The organism is Sodalis sp. RH22 (genome assembly GCF_047324165.1).
Classification (GTDB): Bacteria; Pseudomonadota; Gammaproteobacteria; order Enterobacterales; family Enterobacteriaceae; genus Acerihabitans.
Genome location: NZ_CP178731.1, coordinates 724,706 through 742,454, shown reverse-complemented (window position 1 = coordinate 742,454; position 17,749 = coordinate 724,706). Strand labels below are relative to the sequence as shown.

The 17,749-nt window shown below is 61.9% G+C and carries 17 protein-coding genes; 13 read left to right on the top strand and 4 right to left on the bottom strand.

The window, feature by feature from the left end; all coding sequences use genetic code 11:
* Window positions 1-139 precede the first annotated feature (139 nt).
* From ACL2XN_RS03440 to ACL2XN_RS03430, 3 genes are all read left to right on the top strand, one after another.
* Complete coding sequence (locus ACL2XN_RS03440; protein ID WP_413731060.1) at window positions 140-1,435, top strand: MFS transporter; 1,296 nt, start codon at window positions 140-142, stop codon at window positions 1,433-1,435.
* Window positions 1,436-1,461: 26 nt separating this feature from the next.
* Window positions 1,462-2,625, top strand: a complete 1,164-nt coding sequence (locus tag ACL2XN_RS03435) for an L-talarate/galactarate dehydratase (RefSeq protein ID WP_410014682.1) — start codon at window positions 1,462-1,464, stop codon at window positions 2,623-2,625.
* Window positions 2,626-2,882: 257 nt separating this feature from the next.
* A complete protein-coding gene (locus ACL2XN_RS03430; protein ID WP_410014681.1) occupies window positions 2,883-3,230 on the top strand; it encodes a DUF488 domain-containing protein in 348 nt (115 codons plus the stop codon).
* Between the two features lie 5 nt (window positions 3,231-3,235).
* Here the strand turns inward: ACL2XN_RS03430 and ACL2XN_RS03425 are convergent, their stop codons facing one another.
* Together ACL2XN_RS03425 and ACL2XN_RS03420 are read right to left on the bottom strand one after the other, a co-directional pair.
* On the bottom strand, window positions 3,236-4,267 hold the full coding sequence (locus ACL2XN_RS03425) for an ABC transporter substrate-binding protein (RefSeq protein ID WP_410014680.1): 1,032 nt from the start codon (window positions 4,265-4,267) through the stop codon (window positions 3,236-3,238).
* Window positions 4,268-4,335: 68 nt separating this feature from the next.
* Window positions 4,336-5,382 (bottom strand): ABC transporter permease, encoded by a 1,047-nt coding sequence (locus ACL2XN_RS03420; protein WP_410014679.1) that lies wholly within the window; start codon window positions 5,380-5,382, stop codon window positions 4,336-4,338.
* A gap of 491 nt (window positions 5,383-5,873) precedes the next feature.
* On the opposite strand from ACL2XN_RS03420, the gene ACL2XN_RS03415 reads away from it, so the two are divergent.
* The gene (locus tag ACL2XN_RS03415; protein WP_410016799.1) at window positions 5,874-6,686 is read left to right on the top strand and encodes an ABC transporter ATP-binding protein; all 813 of its coding nucleotides are present in this window, start codon (window positions 5,874-5,876) and stop codon (window positions 6,684-6,686) included.
* An 18-nt stretch (window positions 6,687-6,704) separates the two neighbouring features.
* Here the strand turns inward: ACL2XN_RS03415 and ACL2XN_RS03410 are convergent, their stop codons facing one another.
* Together ACL2XN_RS03410 and ACL2XN_RS03405 are read right to left on the bottom strand one after the other, a co-directional pair.
* Window positions 6,705-7,295 carry a carboxymuconolactone decarboxylase family protein gene (locus ACL2XN_RS03410; protein WP_410014678.1) on the bottom strand — a complete coding sequence of 197 codons (591 nt, stop codon included), beginning with the start codon at window positions 7,293-7,295 and terminating at the stop codon, window positions 6,705-6,707.
* The gene (locus ACL2XN_RS03405) at window positions 7,292-8,656 is read right to left on the bottom strand and encodes an MFS transporter (RefSeq protein WP_413730292.1); all 1,365 of its coding nucleotides are present in this window, start codon (window positions 8,654-8,656) and stop codon (window positions 7,292-7,294) included. Before ACL2XN_RS03405 ends, ACL2XN_RS03410 begins: the two co-directional genes overlap by 4 nt.
* Before the next feature lie 271 nt (window positions 8,657-8,927).
* Here ACL2XN_RS03405 and ACL2XN_RS03400 point away from each other — a divergent pair, with 271 nt between their 5' ends.
* The 9 genes from ACL2XN_RS03400 (at window position 8,928) to ACL2XN_RS03360 (ending at window position 17,676) form a co-directional block, all read left to right on the top strand.
* Window positions 8,928-9,641 (top strand): GntR family transcriptional regulator, encoded by a 714-nt coding sequence (locus tag ACL2XN_RS03400; protein ID WP_410014676.1) that lies wholly within the window; start codon window positions 8,928-8,930, stop codon window positions 9,639-9,641.
* Window positions 9,638-10,420, top strand: coding sequence for an ABC transporter ATP-binding protein (locus ACL2XN_RS03395; protein WP_413723045.1), 783 nt, complete (start codon window positions 9,638-9,640; stop codon window positions 10,418-10,420). The genes ACL2XN_RS03400 and ACL2XN_RS03395 overlap by 4 nt, the downstream gene beginning before the upstream one ends.
* Before the next feature lie 2 nt (window positions 10,421-10,422).
* A complete protein-coding gene (locus tag ACL2XN_RS03390; protein WP_410014674.1) occupies window positions 10,423-11,196 on the top strand; it encodes an ABC transporter permease in 774 nt (257 codons plus the stop codon).
* 5 nt (window positions 11,197-11,201) lie between these two features.
* Window positions 11,202-12,182 (top strand): ABC transporter substrate-binding protein, encoded by a 981-nt coding sequence (locus tag ACL2XN_RS03385; RefSeq protein WP_410014673.1) that lies wholly within the window; start codon window positions 11,202-11,204, stop codon window positions 12,180-12,182.
* 13 nt (window positions 12,183-12,195) lie between these two features.
* Entirely contained in the window at window positions 12,196-13,212 is a 1,017-nt protein-coding gene (locus ACL2XN_RS03380; protein ID WP_410014672.1) for a zinc-binding alcohol dehydrogenase family protein, read from the top strand.
* A 93-nt stretch (window positions 13,213-13,305) separates the two neighbouring features.
* On the top strand, window positions 13,306-13,722 hold the full coding sequence (locus ACL2XN_RS03375; RefSeq protein WP_331122548.1) for a PaaI family thioesterase: 417 nt from the start codon (window positions 13,306-13,308) through the stop codon (window positions 13,720-13,722).
* Window positions 13,723-13,731: 9 nt separating this feature from the next.
* The gene (locus ACL2XN_RS03370) at window positions 13,732-14,517 is read left to right on the top strand and encodes a VOC family protein (protein WP_413730290.1); all 786 of its coding nucleotides are present in this window, start codon (window positions 13,732-13,734) and stop codon (window positions 14,515-14,517) included.
* Window positions 14,514-16,064 carry a class I adenylate-forming enzyme family protein gene (locus ACL2XN_RS03365; protein ID WP_410014670.1) on the top strand — a complete coding sequence of 517 codons (1,551 nt, stop codon included), beginning with the start codon at window positions 14,514-14,516 and terminating at the stop codon, window positions 16,062-16,064. The genes ACL2XN_RS03370 and ACL2XN_RS03365 overlap by 4 nt, the downstream gene beginning before the upstream one ends.
* The gene (locus ACL2XN_RS03360; RefSeq protein WP_413730288.1) at window positions 16,054-17,676 is read left to right on the top strand and encodes a gamma-glutamyltransferase family protein; all 1,623 of its coding nucleotides are present in this window, start codon (window positions 16,054-16,056) and stop codon (window positions 17,674-17,676) included. The genes ACL2XN_RS03365 and ACL2XN_RS03360 overlap by 11 nt, the downstream gene beginning before the upstream one ends.
* Window positions 17,677-17,749 lie beyond the last annotated feature (73 nt).

The window sequence follows — 17,749 nt, the reverse complement described above, 5'->3', positions numbered from 1 at the left end:
TCGTAAATGATTGCGCAATCATATAGAACCCCATCTCCTTTTTATCTACCCAGCGCCGCCTGGTACCCTACAAAAAGGAAATAACGTGAACAATAACACCGTCCCGGCGAAGACGAATGTTCGCTATTTGATACTCGCGATGATTTTTCTCGTGACCATTTTTAATTATGTTGATCGTGCCACCCTGTCCATCGCCGCGCCCATGTTGCGCAAAGATTTGGGGTTCGACGCCGTGTCGATGGGCATCGCCTTCTCCGCCTTTGGCTGGGCTTACACCGGCATGCAGATTCCAGGCGGCATCATCCTCGATCGTTTCGGCTCGCGCCTGGTGCTGGGCATCAGCCTGATCGCCTGGTCGGTGCTGACCTTTCTGCAGGGTTTTGTCGATCTGTTCAGCTCCGCGCTGCTGGCGTTGTTTGTCCTGCGCTTTTTGATGGGCATTGCGGAATCACCGGCCTTCCCCGCCAACAACCGGCTGACGGTGATGTGGTTCCCCGGGCACGAGCGCGGCATGGCCACCGCGGTATTCCAGTCCGCGCAGTACGCCGCGCTGGCGATTTTCACCCCTGTCATGCTATGGCTGCTCAGTACCTGGGGCTGGCAGCATGTGTTTTTCTTTACCGGCGGTACCGGCATCCTGATCGGCCTGCTGTGGTTTTATGTGGTGCGGGACCCGGCCAGACATAAACGGGTCAATCAGGCGGAGCTGGATTATATCGAAGCCGGCGGCGGCCTGGCGTCCATCGGCGAGGCGCCGACGCCGTTCAGCTGGCGCCAGATCAGGACCATCGGCGCTAATCGCATGATGCTCGGCATCTACCTGGGGCAGTTTTGCCTGACCTCCATCACCTGGTTCTTCCTGACCTGGTTTCCCACCTATCTTATCGAGGCCAAAGGCATGACCATCCTCAAGGTGGGACTGGCGGCGGCCATCCCGGCGGTGGCCGGCTGTCTTGGCGGTATCGTCGGCGGCGCCTGGTCCGACTGGATGCTGCGCCGCGGTTTCAGCCTGACCGCGGCGCGGAAGACCCCCATTATCTGCGGCCTGTTATTATCCAGCAGCATCGTTATCGCCAACTATGTGCAATCCGTTCCGTTGATCATCGCCGTGATGTCGCTGGCGTTTTTCGCCAAAGGCGTGGGCAACCTCGGCTGGTGCATCGTCGGCGATGTCTCCCCCCGGCACGCCCTGGGCATCAGCGGCGGCATGTTTAACCTGTGCGGCAACCTGGCCAGCATCGTTACCCCCATCGCCATCGGCGTGATGATCAAGCAATTCGGTTCATTTGATTGGGCGCTGGTGTATGTCGCCGCCATGGGCCTGCTCGGCGCCTTCGCCTATCTGGTTATCGTCGGCCGGCTGCGCCGCCTCGACAGCGAGGACGCGGCGACGCCCGGCGCCGGACATTTCGCCGCCGGTGCAAAACAATCCTAACTTTTATCCCTTTCACAGGAGAATGTATGATGTCCATTACCCCATCCACTGCTCAATGCGCGGATAACGATACCATCAGCTGGGTACGCGTTTCCTCGGTATTCCTGCCTCTGGCCAATCCGATAAGCGATGCCAAGGTGCTTACCGGCCGGCAAAAACCCATGACCGAAATCGCCATTTTATTTGCCGAAATCGAAACCCGCGACGGCCATCAAGGACTGGGTTTCAGTTATTCAAAACGGGCCGGCGGACCCGGCCAGTTCGCCCACGCCGGCGAAATTGCGCCGGTGCTTATCGGCGAGAACCCCAGCGATATCGCCAAACTGTGGGACAAGCTGTGCTGGGCCGGCGCGTCGGTCGGGCGCAGCGGGCTGGCCACCCAGGCCATCGGCGCCTTTGACGTGGCGCTATGGGACCTGAAGGCCAAACGGGCCAACCTGTCGCTGGCGCGTCTACTGGGCGCGCAGCGCGATTCGGTGCGCTGCTATAACACCTCGGGCGGCTTCTTGCACACTCCCCTCGATCAGCTGATGAAAAACACCGATATTTCGCGGGAAAAGGGCATCGGCGGCATCAAGCTGAAAGTCGGCCAGCCCGATTGCGCGCTGGATATTCAGCGGGTCAGCGCCATCCGCAAGCATCTTGGCGACAGCTTCCCGCTGATGGTGGACGCCAACCAGCAGTGGGACCGCCCCACCGCGCAGCGTATGTGCCGCCATTTCGAAGCGCTGAACCTTATCTGGATCGAGGAGCCGCTTGATTGTTACGACGCGGAAGGCCACGCGGCCCTGGCGGCGCAGTTTGACACGCCCATCGCCACCGGCGAGATGCTGACCAGCGTCGCCGAGCATTGGGAATTTATCAAAAACCGCGCGGCGGATTACCTGATGCCCGATGCCCCGAGAGTCGGCGGCATTACGCCATACCTGAAGGTGGCCGCGCTGGCCGAGCATGCCGGCCTGATGATTGCCCCGCATTTCGCCATGGAGCTGCATGTGCACCTCGCGGCGGCTTATCCGACCGAACCCTGGGTGGAGCATTTTGAATGGCTGGAACCGCTGTTTAATGAACGCCTGGCGATCAAGGACGGCCGCATGCTGGTGCCCACCCGTCCCGGTCTTGGCTTGACGCTGAGTGAACAGGTGGCGGCCTGGACCGCGCAGACCCTGGAAGCCGGCCGGCGCGCCTGACGCACGCCATGCTGGTCAGCGCCTTCCTGTCGGCCGCCGGCGGGGTAAAGCAAAAGCGCCGGCCAGGACCCGGGCAGGCTGAAAAACCTTGTTCAGGGATAACGGCATCGCGCGCGCCGCTGTTTAACCGGCGCGGTGATATTGCTTTCGCCGCCGGCGCTGCTGCATGATGGCGGGGCGGCGGGAACGCTGCGCATAATAAGGCATGCGCGGTACGGCACCCAAGGCGATACCGCGCTGGTCGCGACGGAGGCGGGATGATTTATTGCAAACGCGTTTATGAACCGGTTGAACCCGGCGACGGCTACCGGGTATTGGTTGATCGATTGTGGCCGCGCGGGGTGAAAAAAAACGCCCTGCCGATGGATTTATGGTGCAAAGAGGTCGCGCCGTCGCAGGCGTTGCGGCAGGCGTTTCATGCCTCTTTGCTGGACTATGACGGTTTCCGCGCCGCTTACCGCCAGGAGCTGCGGGACAATGAGGCGGCGTGGCGCCCCCTGGCTACGCGCGCCGCCACGGGGGATGTCACGTTACTTTATGCCTCGCGGGATACGCTGCGCAACCACGCCATGGTGCTGGCGGAATTTTTACTCACCGCCGGTTGACGGCGTCACGCGCTTAAAATATCGGGCACCGTTTTATTGATAAACGTACGGGTATCGGTATCGGCCCGGATGACGTTAATGGTTTTCAGTTCATCCACGTAGGCCGCCAGCTCGGCGCGCAGATGATGGCCGGTGGTGTGGTGGCCGTGGGTATGCTCGGCGAGGATGGCCTTGACCTGCGCCGCGCTGATGGTGCTGGGCAGAAAAGGCGCGAAGATCTCGGCGGTTTCTTCAGGATTATCCACCGCCCACTGCTGGGCGTCGACCACCGCCTGGGTTATCGCCCGGGCGGTCCCGGGGTCGTTGCGCACCAGCGCGCCGCTTAGCGCCAGTACACAGCAGGTGCGATCATGGTAAGCGCCGCTGAGGTTGGTGGCCACCTCGAACAGATCGTCGCGTTCACGGATCAGCCAGCCCTGCGGGTCGGTGGCGGCAATCGCCTGTACCTCGCCCTTGCGCAGCGCCTCGCCGGACAACTGTTCGGGATATTGTACCCAATTGACATCGCTGTCGGGATGGAATCCCTGTTTAGCCAGCTGGATGGCGAAAAAGTTTTTTACCGGGCTTGCCTGGTCGCTTACCGCCACCGCCTTCCCCACCAGATCCCGCACCTGGGTAATGCCGCTGTTTTTGGCGGTGATAAGCCGCATGCAGCCGCCGTGGGTACCCACGGTCAGGGCGACGTCAAACCCCTGCTCCAGGGGTTTTAGCCAGCGCAGCGCCATGCCGATGCCGGCCTCGGCCTGGCCGGTTGACAGCGCGACCAGCGGGGTATCGCCGTCGGTAAAGTTGACCGTTTCCACCTGCAAGCCGTACTTGGTGAAAAACCCCTTTTTATAGGCCACTGAAATCGGCGCCTGGCAAATGCCGGCCTGATGCCAGGCGATGCGCACGGTTTTCAGCGGCGCGGCGACGGGTGCGCCCACGGCCCGGGCCAGGGGTAAGCCGGAGAATAGCCCTCCGCCCAGGGCCACGCCGCCCAATACGCCCGCCGATTGCAAAAAATGCCGTCTTGTAACCTTAATATTCGCCATCATGACTCCCGAAAGAAAATATAAAAAATACGATTTGCGGCGTTATTTATGGGTGCCGAAACCCGCAATAATTACCATTTCACCGCCCCGCTCTGCCAGGCCAGCAAACGATCGCGCACGGCGAACAGCACCGTTATCAAGGTGGAAAATAATAACGCCATTACAATCAGCGCGCCGTACATATTGGAATAAGCGGCCCAACCCTGCGCCCATTGCAAATACCAGCCCAGGCCTGATTTCACCCCCATCATTTCGGCGGCCACCAGTACCGAAAAAGAGGCGCCCAGCCCCATGAACAGGCCGACGAACACATGCGGCAGCGCCGCTGGAATAACCACCCGGGTAATAAGAAACAGGGGTTTGGCGCCCAGGGTGCGGGCCACGTCAAAATAACTTTTATCGACGCTCGCCACGCCGGACCAGGTTAATACCGTCACCGGAAACCAGGTGGCCAGGGCAATCAGGAATATCGCCGCCGAAAAGCTGGAAGGAAAGAAATAAAGCGTCAGCGGTAATAACGCCGTTGACGGCACCGGCCCAAGAAACCGTAATATCGGGTGCAGCCAATATCCCAGACTTTTTGAACAGCCGATGGCGACGCCGGTTAAAAATCCGCTCAGGCTGCCGAATAAAAAACCGAAGAACAGCAAACGCAGGGAGTGCAGCAGACTGTCGCCCAGCCGGAGCCAATCGGTGGCGTAGGCTTCCACCAGCGCATGCGGCGGCGCGAAAAACGGCGCCGGCAGCCATGCCAGCTTGGCGGTCGACACCTCCCAGGCCGCGACAAACAGCGCCAGGGCAAAAAACCATTTACCGCCGGACCGGACATGGCGCGTTAGCGGGGCGATAATCAAGCGCAGCAGCGGCAGGCGTTCTCCCAGGGAAAACAATAATAATAACAGGGCGATGCCCGCCGCCAGGGCGTGCGTTTGCGCAATATAAAGCGGGCGGGCAAAACCGACCGGTTTATCCGGCCAGAGAATCATCAGCGCCGCCACCGCGCCCCAGGCGACGGCGGCGCAAAAGCCCATGGTCCAGAACCCCAAGTCCTGCCCTTGCCCTCGCGCAGAGACTGCCGCGGCGGACGAGGCCGCCGGCTCCCATGCCTCGGATGTCATATAACCTCCCGGTAATTTTTGGCGATATAGCCTGGCCGATAAAGAAGCCAAAAAATGACGGCGACATTATCCGCTGCGGGTATATGCGTTTTTATTCTTTATAAATGCGTTCCCAATGAATATACTCAAATGTGTGTAGCCATAAAGTATATTAATCAAACCCATTCTCATTTAAGCTGCCTGACAGGGGATAAATGTTATTATCAATTAACATTGTTTGGCGATATTTAGCATATTATTAACGTTTACCTTTGCCGGCTAAAACGTTTAATTCAGCAGATGAAGTGACAATATAACTACGCCGCAATTCTCAATAAGTAAATATCATTCTGGAATTAAATATAATTAATTAGACCATAGGTGCGCTTGTGATGGAATTTTTACCGCGTTACGTTAGGGGAAGAAAAAAGTGCCGGATATATATGCATAAAGTAATTATCGTTATGCGGCAATAAGCTTTCGCTATTTATTTAAGGAAACAGCATATGACCCTGATCATCAATAAGCCCGACGCTCCGTCCACCTTTACGCCGTCAGGCGCCGGCGCCGGTCTGCGACTGGATATAAACCGGGTCAGCCATGGTTTTGATCTTGGCGGCGGGCTATTGCCGGTATTGGAGCAGGTCTCAATCAGCGTGGCGCCCGGCGAGTTTATCGCGCTGCTGGGACCGTCGGGCTGCGGCAAATCCACCCTGCTCAGGCTGGTGGCCGGCCTGGAAAATCCGCTTTCCGGCCAACTGCTGGAAGACGGCGAGCCTATTCGGCGGCCCGATCCGGCGCGGGTGGTGGTATTCCAGGATCCCACGCTGTTTCCCTGGCGCACCGTCTGGCAAAACGTGGCGCTGGGCCTGCAGGCGCAGGGATTACTTAACGAACGGGGCCGGCGGCGGGTCGATGGGGTGCTGGAACGCGTGGGGCTGGCGCAGTTTGCCCAGGCCTATCCCCGGCAGCTTTCGGGCGGCATGGCGCAGCGCGCGGCGTTGGCCCGCGCGCTGGTCAACGACCCGCGTCTGTTGATCCTGGACGAACCGCTGGGCAAGCTGGACTCGCTGACGCGCATCCGTATGCAGGGGGAACTGGTCGGCCTGTGGCGGGAAAAGCGCTACAGCGTGCTGATGGTCACCCACGACGTGGAGGAAGCGCTGCTGATGGCCAACCGGGTCGTGGTGTTCGGACCGCGTCCCGCGCGTATCCTGGAAACCATCCCGGTCGCACTGCCCTATCCGCGCAGGCGTAATCATCCCACGCTTATCGCCTTGCGCACCCGGGCCTTGGCGCTGCTGGGGGCCGAAGCCGGCGCCTGACCCGGGCTGCGCGCGGGTTTATTCGAACGCTTTCGCAATGCCCAGCGTATGCGCGTATACCGCTCCGGCCCGGAGCACCAACGCCACCGCATACCCCTCTTCCAGCGCCTGCGGCAGCGCCCCGGCCCGCAGCGCCGCCTGGTGAAACGCCAGCCGCAGCCCTTCCCGCTCTTTGGCCAGGGCCACCGCGGCGGCGGTCACATAACGCAGCGGCAGCGGCAGCGTCGGTTCCCTCAGCAGGGTATTAACGAAAATAGTGCGGTCGTTCTCCACCGGCAGTCCGCTCAACGGCGATGATCGCACACTAATAGCGCCGTCCGCGCTAATATCGATATCGCCGCCCGGCAGTGTTTCCAGCGCCGCGGTGATATAGGCGGCGGCCAAGACGTCGTTCCTGACGGCGCCCAGCCGGCGCGCCAACCGCGCATGGTGTTCAATACAATAAGCACAGCGCGTCACCTGCGCGACCGCCACCGCCACCAGATGTTTATCCCTGCTGCTTAGCGCCCCATTGTTCCAATGCCTGCGGGACAGGTTTCTGAACGCCGCGGCATGCGGACTGGCGGCCTCAAGCGTCGCCAAAATATCGGCATCATGTTGATGGCTCATGCGAGATCCTCGGCATCTAACGAGACGGCGCCCGCCGGCGCGGCGCGTGCCGCGTTACGGCCATCCCGCACCGGATCTTGCGCGGCGAAGGCGGCAATCAGGCTTAACAGGGCGTAAAACGAGATATAGGCGCTGATAAGCCAGGGCGAACCGTCACCCACCGAAAACAGATAGGTGGCGATAAATGGCGTCAGGCCGCCGGAGATAAGCGTCCCTACCTGATAACCGATGGAGACGCCGCTGTAGCGCACCTCGATGGGAAATTGCTCCGAAAACCAGGCCGCGCCCGGTCCATATATCGCGGCGTCGAACACCGCCAGCGCCACGGCCACCACCAGCGGCAGAAACGTCAGATTGCCGTGGTCCAAAAACCAAAAGAACGGCCAGACCAGAATGCCGATGCCCAGGATGCCGAAGACCGCCGGCGCGCGGCGGCCGATTTTGTCGGAGAGCAGCGCCCAGAAAGGCGTGGCGATAATCGCCGCCGCGGAACCGACCAGAACGGCGGTCAGCGCCATGGTGGCGTCGCCGCGTTTTAATACCAGGTAGCTCAGCGCGTACGTGGTTAGGATGGCATACATCGCCGGCTGCGCCAGGCGTAATCCGATGGTGACCAGCAACCCGCGCGGATGCCGGCGGATCGCCTGCGCCACGGGAAAGCGCTGTGTTTTCCCGGCGGCCTTGGCGCGCAAAAAAGCCTCGGGTTCGTCAATACGCAGGCGGACGAAAATACCGATGCCGATAAGCACGATGCTGAACAAAAAAGGCAGCCGCCAACCCCAGGCGGCAAAGGCGTCCGCGCTGATCGACGCCCTGACGATAAGAAACGTGCCCGACGCCAGCAGCATGCCGGCCGCCGAGCCGATTTGCGTGAAAGAGCCTAAAAATCCCCGGTTTTTCGGCGTGGCGTGCTCGACCGACAGCAGCGAGGCGCCGCCCCATTCCGCCCCCGTCGCGATACCCTGCAGCAACCGCAGCAAGACCAGCAGGACGGTGGCCCACAGTCCGGCGACGGCATAAGTAGGCAATAACCCGGTCAGCAGCGTCGCGACGCCCATTAAAACCAGGGAGGAGACCAGCACCCGTTTGCGCCCGACCCGATCGCCGAAATGGCCGGCAATGATACCGCCCAGCGGGCGCGCAAAAAAGCCCACGCCATAAGCGGCGAACGATCCCAACAAACCGGACAGTGGATTGGATGAAGGCGGAAAAAAGGTATGGCTGAAAATCAGCGCCGCGGCGGTACTGTAAATATAAAAATCATACCATTCCACGGTGGTGCCGATAAACGCGGCAAACGCCACTTTACGGCTTCGGCTTCGGTTCCGGCCGGCGCCGGGCAGGTCAACATAATGCGTCATTTTAATACCCCTTTAGCTTGCGTCTTAATACTAAAGCGGCAGGCGGCCCGGGCCGTCAAATAACATTCATTGCTGACGATAGCCGATATTTATCTGAAGTCCCGCCATGGGTCGGCGCGATATTGTGAGCTGCTCAGATTAGCTTATTTTCGGCATAAGATATCACTTTTTCATATTGGATCACCGCGCTTAACTCATCCTACACTGCGGTTTATTAAGCGCCCCAGAGTTAATCAGTGAGCAGCTCACAAGCAAAGGAAGAGACGGTCACATGCCATTATTAAGCAAGACAGCGGATTTACCCCTGGGTGATGTCGCCTATAACCGCATCAGGCACGACATTCTTTGCTGCCGCCTGCTGCCGGGCTCCATGATTACCGAACCGGAGCTGATGGAAAATTATGCCATCGGCAAAAGCAGTTGCCGCGTGGCGCTGGCGAGGCTGTGCCATGAGCATCTGGTTGAATCGCGTCCGCGCAAAGGGTACCGCATCGCGCCGATTACCGTGCAGGACGTCGAGGAGATTTTCACCCTGCGCGTCCAGCTGGAACCGCTGGCGGCGCGGCTGGCGGTAGGCCGTGTCGATATCCAGGAACTGCGCGAGCTGGAGGCGGCCTGCCGTGTGGAGCTGCATGCGCCGTTGCCGGAACAGATCGATGTTTTTATGAACGCCAACAAGCGCTTTCACCTGGCCATCGCCCGGGCGTCGGGCAATAACCACCTGATCCGCACCCTGTCGAGCCTTATGGACGAAATGTCGCGGCTGGTGGCGCTGGGCTTTAACGTGCAGAAAACCAAACCCGAGATCAAGCACGATCATAACGCCATGATTCAGGCGTTTATCGATGGCGATGCCCGGCGGGTGGAGACCATCGCACGCCGCCATATCGAGACCTTCCAGGTGATGACGATGGAAAAGGTCTACGCCACGCTCAGCAAAGGCGGCGCGATCCTGCCGATCCTCGAGCGGAGCATGTCCTTATGAACCCGCCATTGATGACGTTGGCGGCGCGGTCCCAGGATGCCGCGGCGGGGGAAATTATCCGCGCCGAAGGCATCGGCAAGCGTTTCGGCCAGCTGCGGGTATTGGACAATATTTCCCTGGCGGTACGCGAGGGGGAAATCCTCGCCCTGCTCGGCGCCTCGGGATGCGGCAAAAGCACCCTGCTCAATATCCTCTCCGGATTGCTGACCCCCGACGAGGGCGATGTTTTTATCCAGGGCCAGTCCGCCGCCCGCTTCGACCATTGGGAGAAAGTGGCCTATTTGTTCCAGGAGGACCGCTTGCTGCCCTGGCGCAGCGTGCAGCAAAACGTTAATTTCGGGCTGGAGAATACCCGGCTGACGCGCGCCGAGCGCGCGGCAAAGGTCGACGACGCGCTGCGGCTGGTGGGGCTGCATGATTTTCGCCACGCCTGGCCGCATCAGCTCTCCGGCGGCATGCGCAGCCGGGTGGCCCTGGCGCGCAGCCTGGTGGTGGAGCCGGAAATTTTATTGATGGACGAGCCCTTTTCCAAGCTCGATCCGCAAACCCGCGGCGTGATGCATAACGAACTGCTGCGTATCCAGCAGTTGAAAGGCGTTACCGTGGTGATGGTCACCCATGACGTGGAAGAGGCGGTGGTGCTGGCCGATCGGGTAGTGCTGCTCAAACCCAACCCCGGCCGTATTCATAAAATCATCGAGATGTCGCTGCCCCATCCCCGCGTGCCCACCGAGCGCGCGGTTGCGGAACAGTCGCGCCTGTTAAGGCTGGAGGTGTGAACATGAAATCATCCGCATCCTGGATTACGCTTATCGGCCAGCGCCTGGTGCTGCTTGCCCTGTTCCTGGTTATCTGGTGGCTGGCGTCCCAGCGCATGCCGTCGTTCGTGCTGCCGGGACCGCTGAAGACCTGGCAGGCGCTGGAAGCCTTGTGGCATGGCGATTCCCTGCTGCACGATATCGGCATCACCTTCTCCCGCGTCTTGTCCGGGTTTCTGCTGGCGACGCTAGTGGGCACGGTATTCGGCCTGGCGCTCGGCGCCAGCCGGCTGCTGGCGCAGTTCTTCGAACCCCTGCTGGCGGTGTTCAATACCGTCTCGTCGGCCATTTGGGCGATATTCGCCATTATCTGGTTCGGCATTTCCGGCGCCACCACCATCTTTGTGGTGTTCATGACCGCCATGCCGCTGATCCTGACCAACGTCTGGCAGGGCGCGCAAACCGTGGATGCGCAGTATGTGGAGCTGGCGCGCAGTTTTCGCATGGGCCGCTGGCAAACGCTCTTCAAGATCTACCTGCCGACCATCCTGCCCTATTTTTTCTCCGGCGCCCGGCTGGCCTTCGGCTTTGGCTGGCGGGTGTCGCTGGTGGCCGAAACCCTCGGCGCCTCGGACGGTATCGGCTACCGTCTGCGCCAGGCCGGGGATCTGGTGCAAACCGATCAGGTGTTCGCCTGGACCTTACTGCTGGTGGCCATGATGCTGTTGCTCGAAGGAGGGCTGCTCAAGCCGCTGGAACGTCATCTTTTCCGCTGGAAACAACGCACACAGGAATAATCGTTATGAAAAAGATATTGATGGCGGCTGCGCTGGCCGCCGGCACGCTGCTGGCCATGGGTTCCCAGGCGGCGGAAAAAGTCCGCATCGGCTACTGGACCAGCGGCGTCAGCCTGGGGTACGGCGCGGTGCTGGAAAGCCGGGATTTCCTGGCTAAACGCGGTATCGACGCCGAATTTATCCATTTTCCCGATGTGAACGCCCCCATCAAGGCGCTGGCCTCGGGATCGATAGACCTGGCCTTCGGCGCGCCGCTGGCGGGCGTGTTCAGTACCGCGTCAGAAGGCGTGCCGATCAAAATCTTCGCCGCCACCCAGCCGGCCGACGTGCAGTTTGTGGTGCCGGCCGGTTCGCCGATAACCAGCCTGGCGCAGCTACAGGGTAAAAAAGTCGGCATGTCGCCGGCCGGATCGTCAGTGGCGGTTATCGCCAGCACCATTTTGCAGCAGAACTACGCTATCAAGCCGGCGGATTTCTCGCTGATTGGCGGCAATGAATCGCGCCTGGCGCAGTTCCTGGCGCAAAAGCAGGTGGACGCCGCGGCCCTGCGCTCGCTGACCATCAGCCAGCTTGACGAACTGAAGGTGACCTCCATCGGCAGCTTTGCCGGCGAATGGAAAAAGCTGACCCATACCGATGCCCTGCCCTATATCGGCGTCGGCGCGGTGCGCGCCGATCTGATTAACCAGCATCCCGACACCGTGGCGCGGGTCATTGCCGCGCTGCGCGATACCCTGGCCTGGGGCAAGGCGAATCCCGACGCCGTGGTGGCCATTTTGCAAAAACAGGCCAACCTGCCGCAAAAAGACGCGCAGGTCTACATGAGCCGCTGGGACAGCATGAACCGTATCGAGTTCGAGCCGGCGGATATCGACACCCTGAAGCGCGAACATCAGGTCTTTGTCGCCAGCGGCGCCATCAAGGGCGACCTGGACGACAGCCTGTTCGATAACCGCCCTTACCTGGCCGCCAAATCCATCAAGTAATCAGGAGCAATCTGTGAGTAACGTTATGAAAGCCTTAATTCTGGAGCAGCACGGCGACCTCGACCAACTGCGGGTGGTGAACGACAAGCCGCGTCCCGTCGCCGCGGCCGGCCATGTGGTGGTGCGCGTCGGCGCGTCGTCCTTTAATTACCACGATGTGTTTACCGTCAAGGGCATGCCCGGCATCAAGGTGCCGCTGCCGGTGGTGATCGGCTTGGATCTGGCGGGCACCATTACCGAACTGGGCGCGGGCGTCGAGGGCTGGTCCGTTGGCGATCGGGTGCTGGTCAATCCGTTAAAGCCCGGCGTCGGCCTGATGGGTGAAATGACCGACGGCGGCATGGCCGAATATGCCGCGGTGGACGCGCTGCAGCTTATCAGGCTTCCGGCCGGCGTCGACTTTGCACAGGCCGCCGCGCTGCCGGTGGCCTACGGCACCGCCCACCGCATGCTGATAACCCATAATACCGTCAAAAAGGGCGACCGGGTGCTGATCCTGGGCGCCAGCGGCGGCGTGGGCACCGCCTGCGTGATCCTGGCCAAGCATCTGGGCGCCGAGGTCATCGCCTGTGCCGGCAGCGAGGAAAAAGCCCAGGCGCTGAAAGCCCTCGGCGCCGATCATGTGGTCAATTACCGTGAAACGGATTTTTCAAAATGGGCCATCGGCCAGTACGGCAAGCCACAGCGCCGCACCACGGAAGGCGGCGTCGATGTGGTGATCAACTTTACCGGCGGCGATACCTGGCGCCCCTCCCTGAAGTGTCTGAAACGCGGGGGCATCCTGCTGGTGTGCGGCGCCACCGCCGGCTACGACCCGCAGGAAGACCTGCGTTATGTCTGGAGCTTCGAGCTGACCATCAAGGGTTCCAACAGCTTCTATCGCGACAACCTCGAAGACCTGCTGTCGATGATCGCCGACGGCCGTATCGATCCGGTTATCGACCGGGTCTTGCCCCTGGAACAGGCGGCGGAAGGCCTGCGCCTGATTCGCGATCGCGAGGTGCTGGGCAAAGTGATCGTCGCGCCGTAACGCCGCGCGCGACCCGGCCGGCCGGGGTAAGTTTATGGCCCCGCGCCGTCCGGCCGTTTTGTTTGCAGACTGCATGCTATTAAGGAACAGATTATGACCGATATTACCGTCCCCACCGCCGCCGAAGTCCAGGAGCGGTTGTTAAAAGGCCCGTATCATCAATGGCTCGGGCTGGAAGTCCTGACCGTCGGCGAGGGCGAAATTACCCTGAAGGCGCGCTGGCGCGAGGAATGGGTGGTTAACCCCGCCGGCGGCTATACCCACGGCGGCATCCTGGCCGCCCTGGTGGATTTGACCGCCGACTGGGCGCTGGTGGCGTTTACCGGCAAAGGCGTGCCGACCCTGGATTTGCGTGTCGACTACCACCGTCCGGCAAAAGGGGATTTAACCGCCGTCGGCACCGTGATCAAAGTGGGCAAGCAGTTTTCCAGCGCCGAGGCGCGGGTGTTCGACAGCGAGGGCCGGCTGGTGGCCAGCGGGCGCGGACTGTACGCCACGGCAACCGCCTAGGAAACCATCATGACCCTCCCGTTGGACCATCTGGTTATCAATACCCACTTCGCCACCGAGCGGGCGGCGCAGTGGTTCCGGGCGCTGGGTTTTACCCTGACGCCGCGCGGCTACCATTCATTGGGGTCGATTAATTACCTGATGATGTTTGCCGATCGCTATCTTGAAATCGTCGGCCTGCCCACCGACGGCGGGCGCCTGCGCCAGGAGCTGCTGGACAGTCCGGCGGGTATCGACGGCCTGGTGTTCGCCACCCGGGACGCCGGGGGCACCGCGCGCGCGCTGGCGGAGGCCGGTTTTGCCCTGCAGCCGATCCAGGATTTTTCCCGCGAGGTGGCCAGCGGCGATGAGCATGGGCTGGCCAGGTTCACCACGGTGCGCCTGGCCGCCGGAACCTTTCCCGCCGGGCGGGTGTACTTTTGCCAGCACCACACCCCCGAATGGGTTTGGCGTCCCGAATGGCTTAGCCATGAAAACCAGGTCCAAAGCATTACCGGCCTGACCGTGATCAGCGGCGATGTGGAGAACTGCGGGCGTCAATACCGGCGCCTGGGCGATACCGGGCGTGATTTTGCCTTGCATATCACCGATTACGCGGCCTTTGCCCGCCGGTTCGACGGACTGCCGTTGCCCGCCGCGGGCCGGGAGATGTTTGCCGCCGTGCATTTTCTGGGCGGCGATCTGGCGCGCATCGCCCGGGGCGCCGAGGCGCAGGGACTGCCGCTATGCTGGCGCGCGGGACGGTTACAGGTGGCGCTGCCCGAATTATCCACCCTACTCGAGTTTTTACCATGATGCAGACAACCAACCTGGGCGCCATGATCGATACCCGGCAGCCGGGCGGGCAGATTGCTTTTATCGCCCCGCTGGCGGACGACACCGCGCAGGAAATCACCTTTGACGAACTCGGCGCGCGCGCCGACGGCATCGGACGCGCGCTGCTGGCGCGGGGCTACCGCGCCGGGGAACGCGTCGCCATCCTGGGGCGCAACTCCATAGATTATATTGCCAGCCTGTTGGGCATCCTGCGCGCCGGGCTGGTGGCCGTCCCGATTAATTTCAAATTTCCGGTCGAGACGCTGGAGAATATCCTGCGCGATAGCGGCGCCCGTGTGCTGCTGGGCGATGCCGATCAGCTGTCCCGGCCGGCGATCGACCTGCCGCGCGTGGTGTTTGACGGCGCGGGCGCGGACGGGCTGGCGGCCTTTATCGACCCCGGAGAGCTGACGCCCTTCCCCGCCGGGCCGGACGACCTGGCGCTGCTGCTGTATACCTCGGGTTCCACCGGCATGCCCAAAGGCGTGCGCTTAACCCATGCCAGCCATGCCTGGGTGGTGCGTACCCGCCTTGAGAACCATGAGCTGGAGGGCGAGCGGGTGCTGATCGCCGCCCCGCTTTACCATATGAACGCGCTGGCGCTGGCGCTGTTAACGCTTGCCAGCCATGTCACCACCGTGCTGCTGCCGCAGTTCAGCGCCCGCGACTATATCAACGCCATTAGCCGCTACCGCTGCAGCTGGCTGACGGCGGTGCCGCCGATGATCGCCATGATGCTGCAGGAAAAGGATTTACTGGCGCGCAGTGATTTAACCAGCGTCAGGGTGGTGCGCATGGGATCGGCGCCGGTAACCGACAGCCTGTTCCAGCAAATCGGCCAGCTGTTGCCGCAGGCGCGCATCATTAACGCCTACGGCACCACCGAAGGCGGACCGGTGGTATTCGGCCCGCATCCGCGGGGCATCCCCACACCGCGGCTGAGCGCCGGCGCCGCCCATCCCCAGGTTAGCCTGCGTTTGCGCGATCCCCAGGGCCGGGAGGCCGCGCGCGGCATTCTGGAGCTGAAAAGCCCGGGCCTGATGCAGGGCTATCATCAGCGTCCGGACCTGCGGCCGCCGTTTACCGATGACGGTTATTATATCACCGGCGATGTGTTCGCCCGCGACGACCAGGGGTTTTATACCTTTATCGGCCGGCTGGACGATATGTTCGTCAGCGGCGCCGAGAATATCTACCCGAGCGAAGTGGAGCACCTTATCGAACGGCATCCCGCGGTACAACAGGCCTGCGTGGTGCCGGTGGCGGACGAGATAAAAGGCACCAAGCCGGTGGCCTGGGTGATCCTGCGCCCCGGCCGGCAGGCCAGCGCCGGGGAACTGAAGGCGTTTACCCTGCGCCACGGCGCGGCCTACCTGCATCCGCGCCATATCTGGCTGGTGGACAGTTTTCCCCTGGCCGGCACCAATAAGATCGACCGCCGCGCGCTGCTGCTCGAGGCGGAGCGGCGCCTTCACCAGGATGACCCATCCCCCCAGGCCACGCCGGGAGCACAGCATGACATTTAACTGGCATAACCCCTATCCCACCGTACGCGCGCCGTTATTTGCCCGCAATGTGGTGGCGACGTCCCATCCCATTGCCGCCCAGGCCGGCAACAGTGTCCTGCTGGACGGCGGCAACGCGGTGGATGCGGCCATTGCCGCCGCCGCGACGTTAACGGTGGTGGAACCCTGCTCCAATGGTCTGGGCAGCGATGCCTTCGCCATGGTCTGGGACGGCGCGCGGCTGCACGGCCTCAACGCTTCCGGCACGGCGCCGGCCAGCTGGGATCTGGCCCACTTCCGCCGGCGTCACGGCGAGGACGGCAACGGCCTGGCCAAACGCCCGGAACGGGGCTGGGACTCGGTCACCGTACCGGGCGCCGTCGCGGGCTGGACGGCGCTGCACCAGCGCTTCGGCCGGCTGCCGTTCGAACGGCTGATGCAGACCGCCATCGACGTGGCCGAACGCGGCGTGACCATTGCGCCGATTGTCGCGGCGAAATGGCGGGCGGCGGTGACCATATTGGCCGGGCAGCCTGGTTTTGCCGACGCCTTTATGCCCGGGGGGCGCGCCCCCGATATCGGCGAAAAATTTGTCTTTCCAGCCGCCGCGCGCAGCTTGCGGCTGCTGGCGCGGCAGGGAGGCCGCGCTTTTTATGAAGGCGAAATCGCCGAAAAAATCGTCGCCTGGTCACAGGCCAGCGGCGGCAGCCTGACACGCGGCGATCTGGCCGCCTACCAGCCGGAATGGGTAACGCCCATCAGCCAGGACTACCGCGGTTATACCCTGCATGAAATGCCGCCCAACGGCCAGGGCATCGCCGCGCTTATCGCCCTCGGCATCCTGGAGCACTTTGATCTGGCCGGGCTCGCCCTTGACGGCGCCGCGGCCCAGCATCTGCAAATCGAGGCCATGAAGCTGGCCTTCGCCGATGTCTACCGCTACGTTGCCGATCCGGCCAGCATGGATGTGACGCCGTCACAAATGCTGGATAAAGCCTATCTGGCCGGCCGGGCGCGCCTGATCGACCCGGGCCGGGCGGCGGATCCGCAGGCCGGCCTGCCCGCCAGCGGCGGCACCGTTTACCTGGCCACCGCCGATGAAAGCGGCATGATGGTCTCGTTTATCCAATCCAATTATATGGGCTTCGGGTCGGGAGTGGTGGTGCCGGATTACGGCATCAGCCTGCAAAACCGGGGCGCCGGGTTCTCCAGCGACCCGCGTTCGGTTAACGTGGTGGCGCCCGGCAAGCGCCCGTTCCAGACCATTATTCCGGCCTTTTTGACCAAAGACGGCCAGGCGCAGATGAGCTTTGGCGTCATGGGCGGCGATATGCAGCCGCAGGGCCATATGCAGACGCTGGTGCGCATGCTGGATTTCCACCAGCAGCCCCAGGCCGCCTGCGACGCGCCGCGCTGGAAGGTCAACCGTGATTTTACCCTGGACCTGGAAGCCACCGTCAATCCCCTGGTGGCGGAACAGCTGCGCGCCATGGGCCACCGGTTGAAATCGGTGAACGATCCTTATATGGATTTCGGCTCGGGCCAGTTTATCTGGCGGCTGTCGGCGGATCGCGACCACGGTTATGTCGCCGCCAGCGACAGCCGGCGCGACGGCCAGGCGGTCGGATTTTAGCAGCAAAATGGCTTTATTTATGAACCGCATACTGATAAGAATGAGGCTTGTGCTTTTGGCGGACAGCCATTAT

Coding starts and splice junctions, on each gene's coding strand:
- ACL2XN_RS03365 (WP_410014670.1), top strand. CDS start 14,514: ATGATGCAGACAACCAACCTGGGCGCCATGATCGATACCCGGCAGCCG.
- ACL2XN_RS03405 (WP_413730292.1), bottom strand. CDS start 8,656: ATGACGCATTATGTTGACCTGCCCGGCGCCGGCCGGAACCGAAGCCGA.
- ACL2XN_RS03420 (WP_410014679.1), bottom strand. CDS start 5,382: ATGACATCCGAGGCATGGGAGCCGGCGGCCTCGTCCGCCGCGGCAGTC.
- ACL2XN_RS03370 (WP_413730290.1), top strand. CDS start 13,732: ATGACCCTCCCGTTGGACCATCTGGTTATCAATACCCACTTCGCCACC.
- ACL2XN_RS03360 (WP_413730288.1), top strand. CDS start 16,054: ATGACATTTAACTGGCATAACCCCTATCCCACCGTACGCGCGCCGTTA.
- ACL2XN_RS03410 (WP_410014678.1), bottom strand. CDS start 7,295: ATGAGCCATCAACATGATGCCGATATTTTGGCGACGCTTGAGGCCGCC.
- ACL2XN_RS03435 (WP_410014682.1), top strand. CDS start 1,462: ATGATGTCCATTACCCCATCCACTGCTCAATGCGCGGATAACGATACC.
- ACL2XN_RS03400 (WP_410014676.1), top strand. CDS start 8,928: ATGCCATTATTAAGCAAGACAGCGGATTTACCCCTGGGTGATGTCGCC.
- ACL2XN_RS03375 (WP_331122548.1), top strand. CDS start 13,306: ATGACCGATATTACCGTCCCCACCGCCGCCGAAGTCCAGGAGCGGTTG.
- ACL2XN_RS03385 (WP_410014673.1), top strand. CDS start 11,202: ATGAAAAAGATATTGATGGCGGCTGCGCTGGCCGCCGGCACGCTGCTG.
- ACL2XN_RS03390 (WP_410014674.1), top strand. CDS start 10,423: ATGAAATCATCCGCATCCTGGATTACGCTTATCGGCCAGCGCCTGGTG.
- ACL2XN_RS03425 (WP_410014680.1), bottom strand. CDS start 4,267: ATGATGGCGAATATTAAGGTTACAAGACGGCATTTTTTGCAATCGGCG.
- ACL2XN_RS03440 (WP_413731060.1), top strand. CDS start 140: ATGATTTTTCTCGTGACCATTTTTAATTATGTTGATCGTGCCACCCTG.
- ACL2XN_RS03430 (WP_410014681.1), top strand. CDS start 2,883: ATGATTTATTGCAAACGCGTTTATGAACCGGTTGAACCCGGCGACGGC.
- ACL2XN_RS03395 (WP_413723045.1), top strand. CDS start 9,638: ATGAACCCGCCATTGATGACGTTGGCGGCGCGGTCCCAGGATGCCGCG.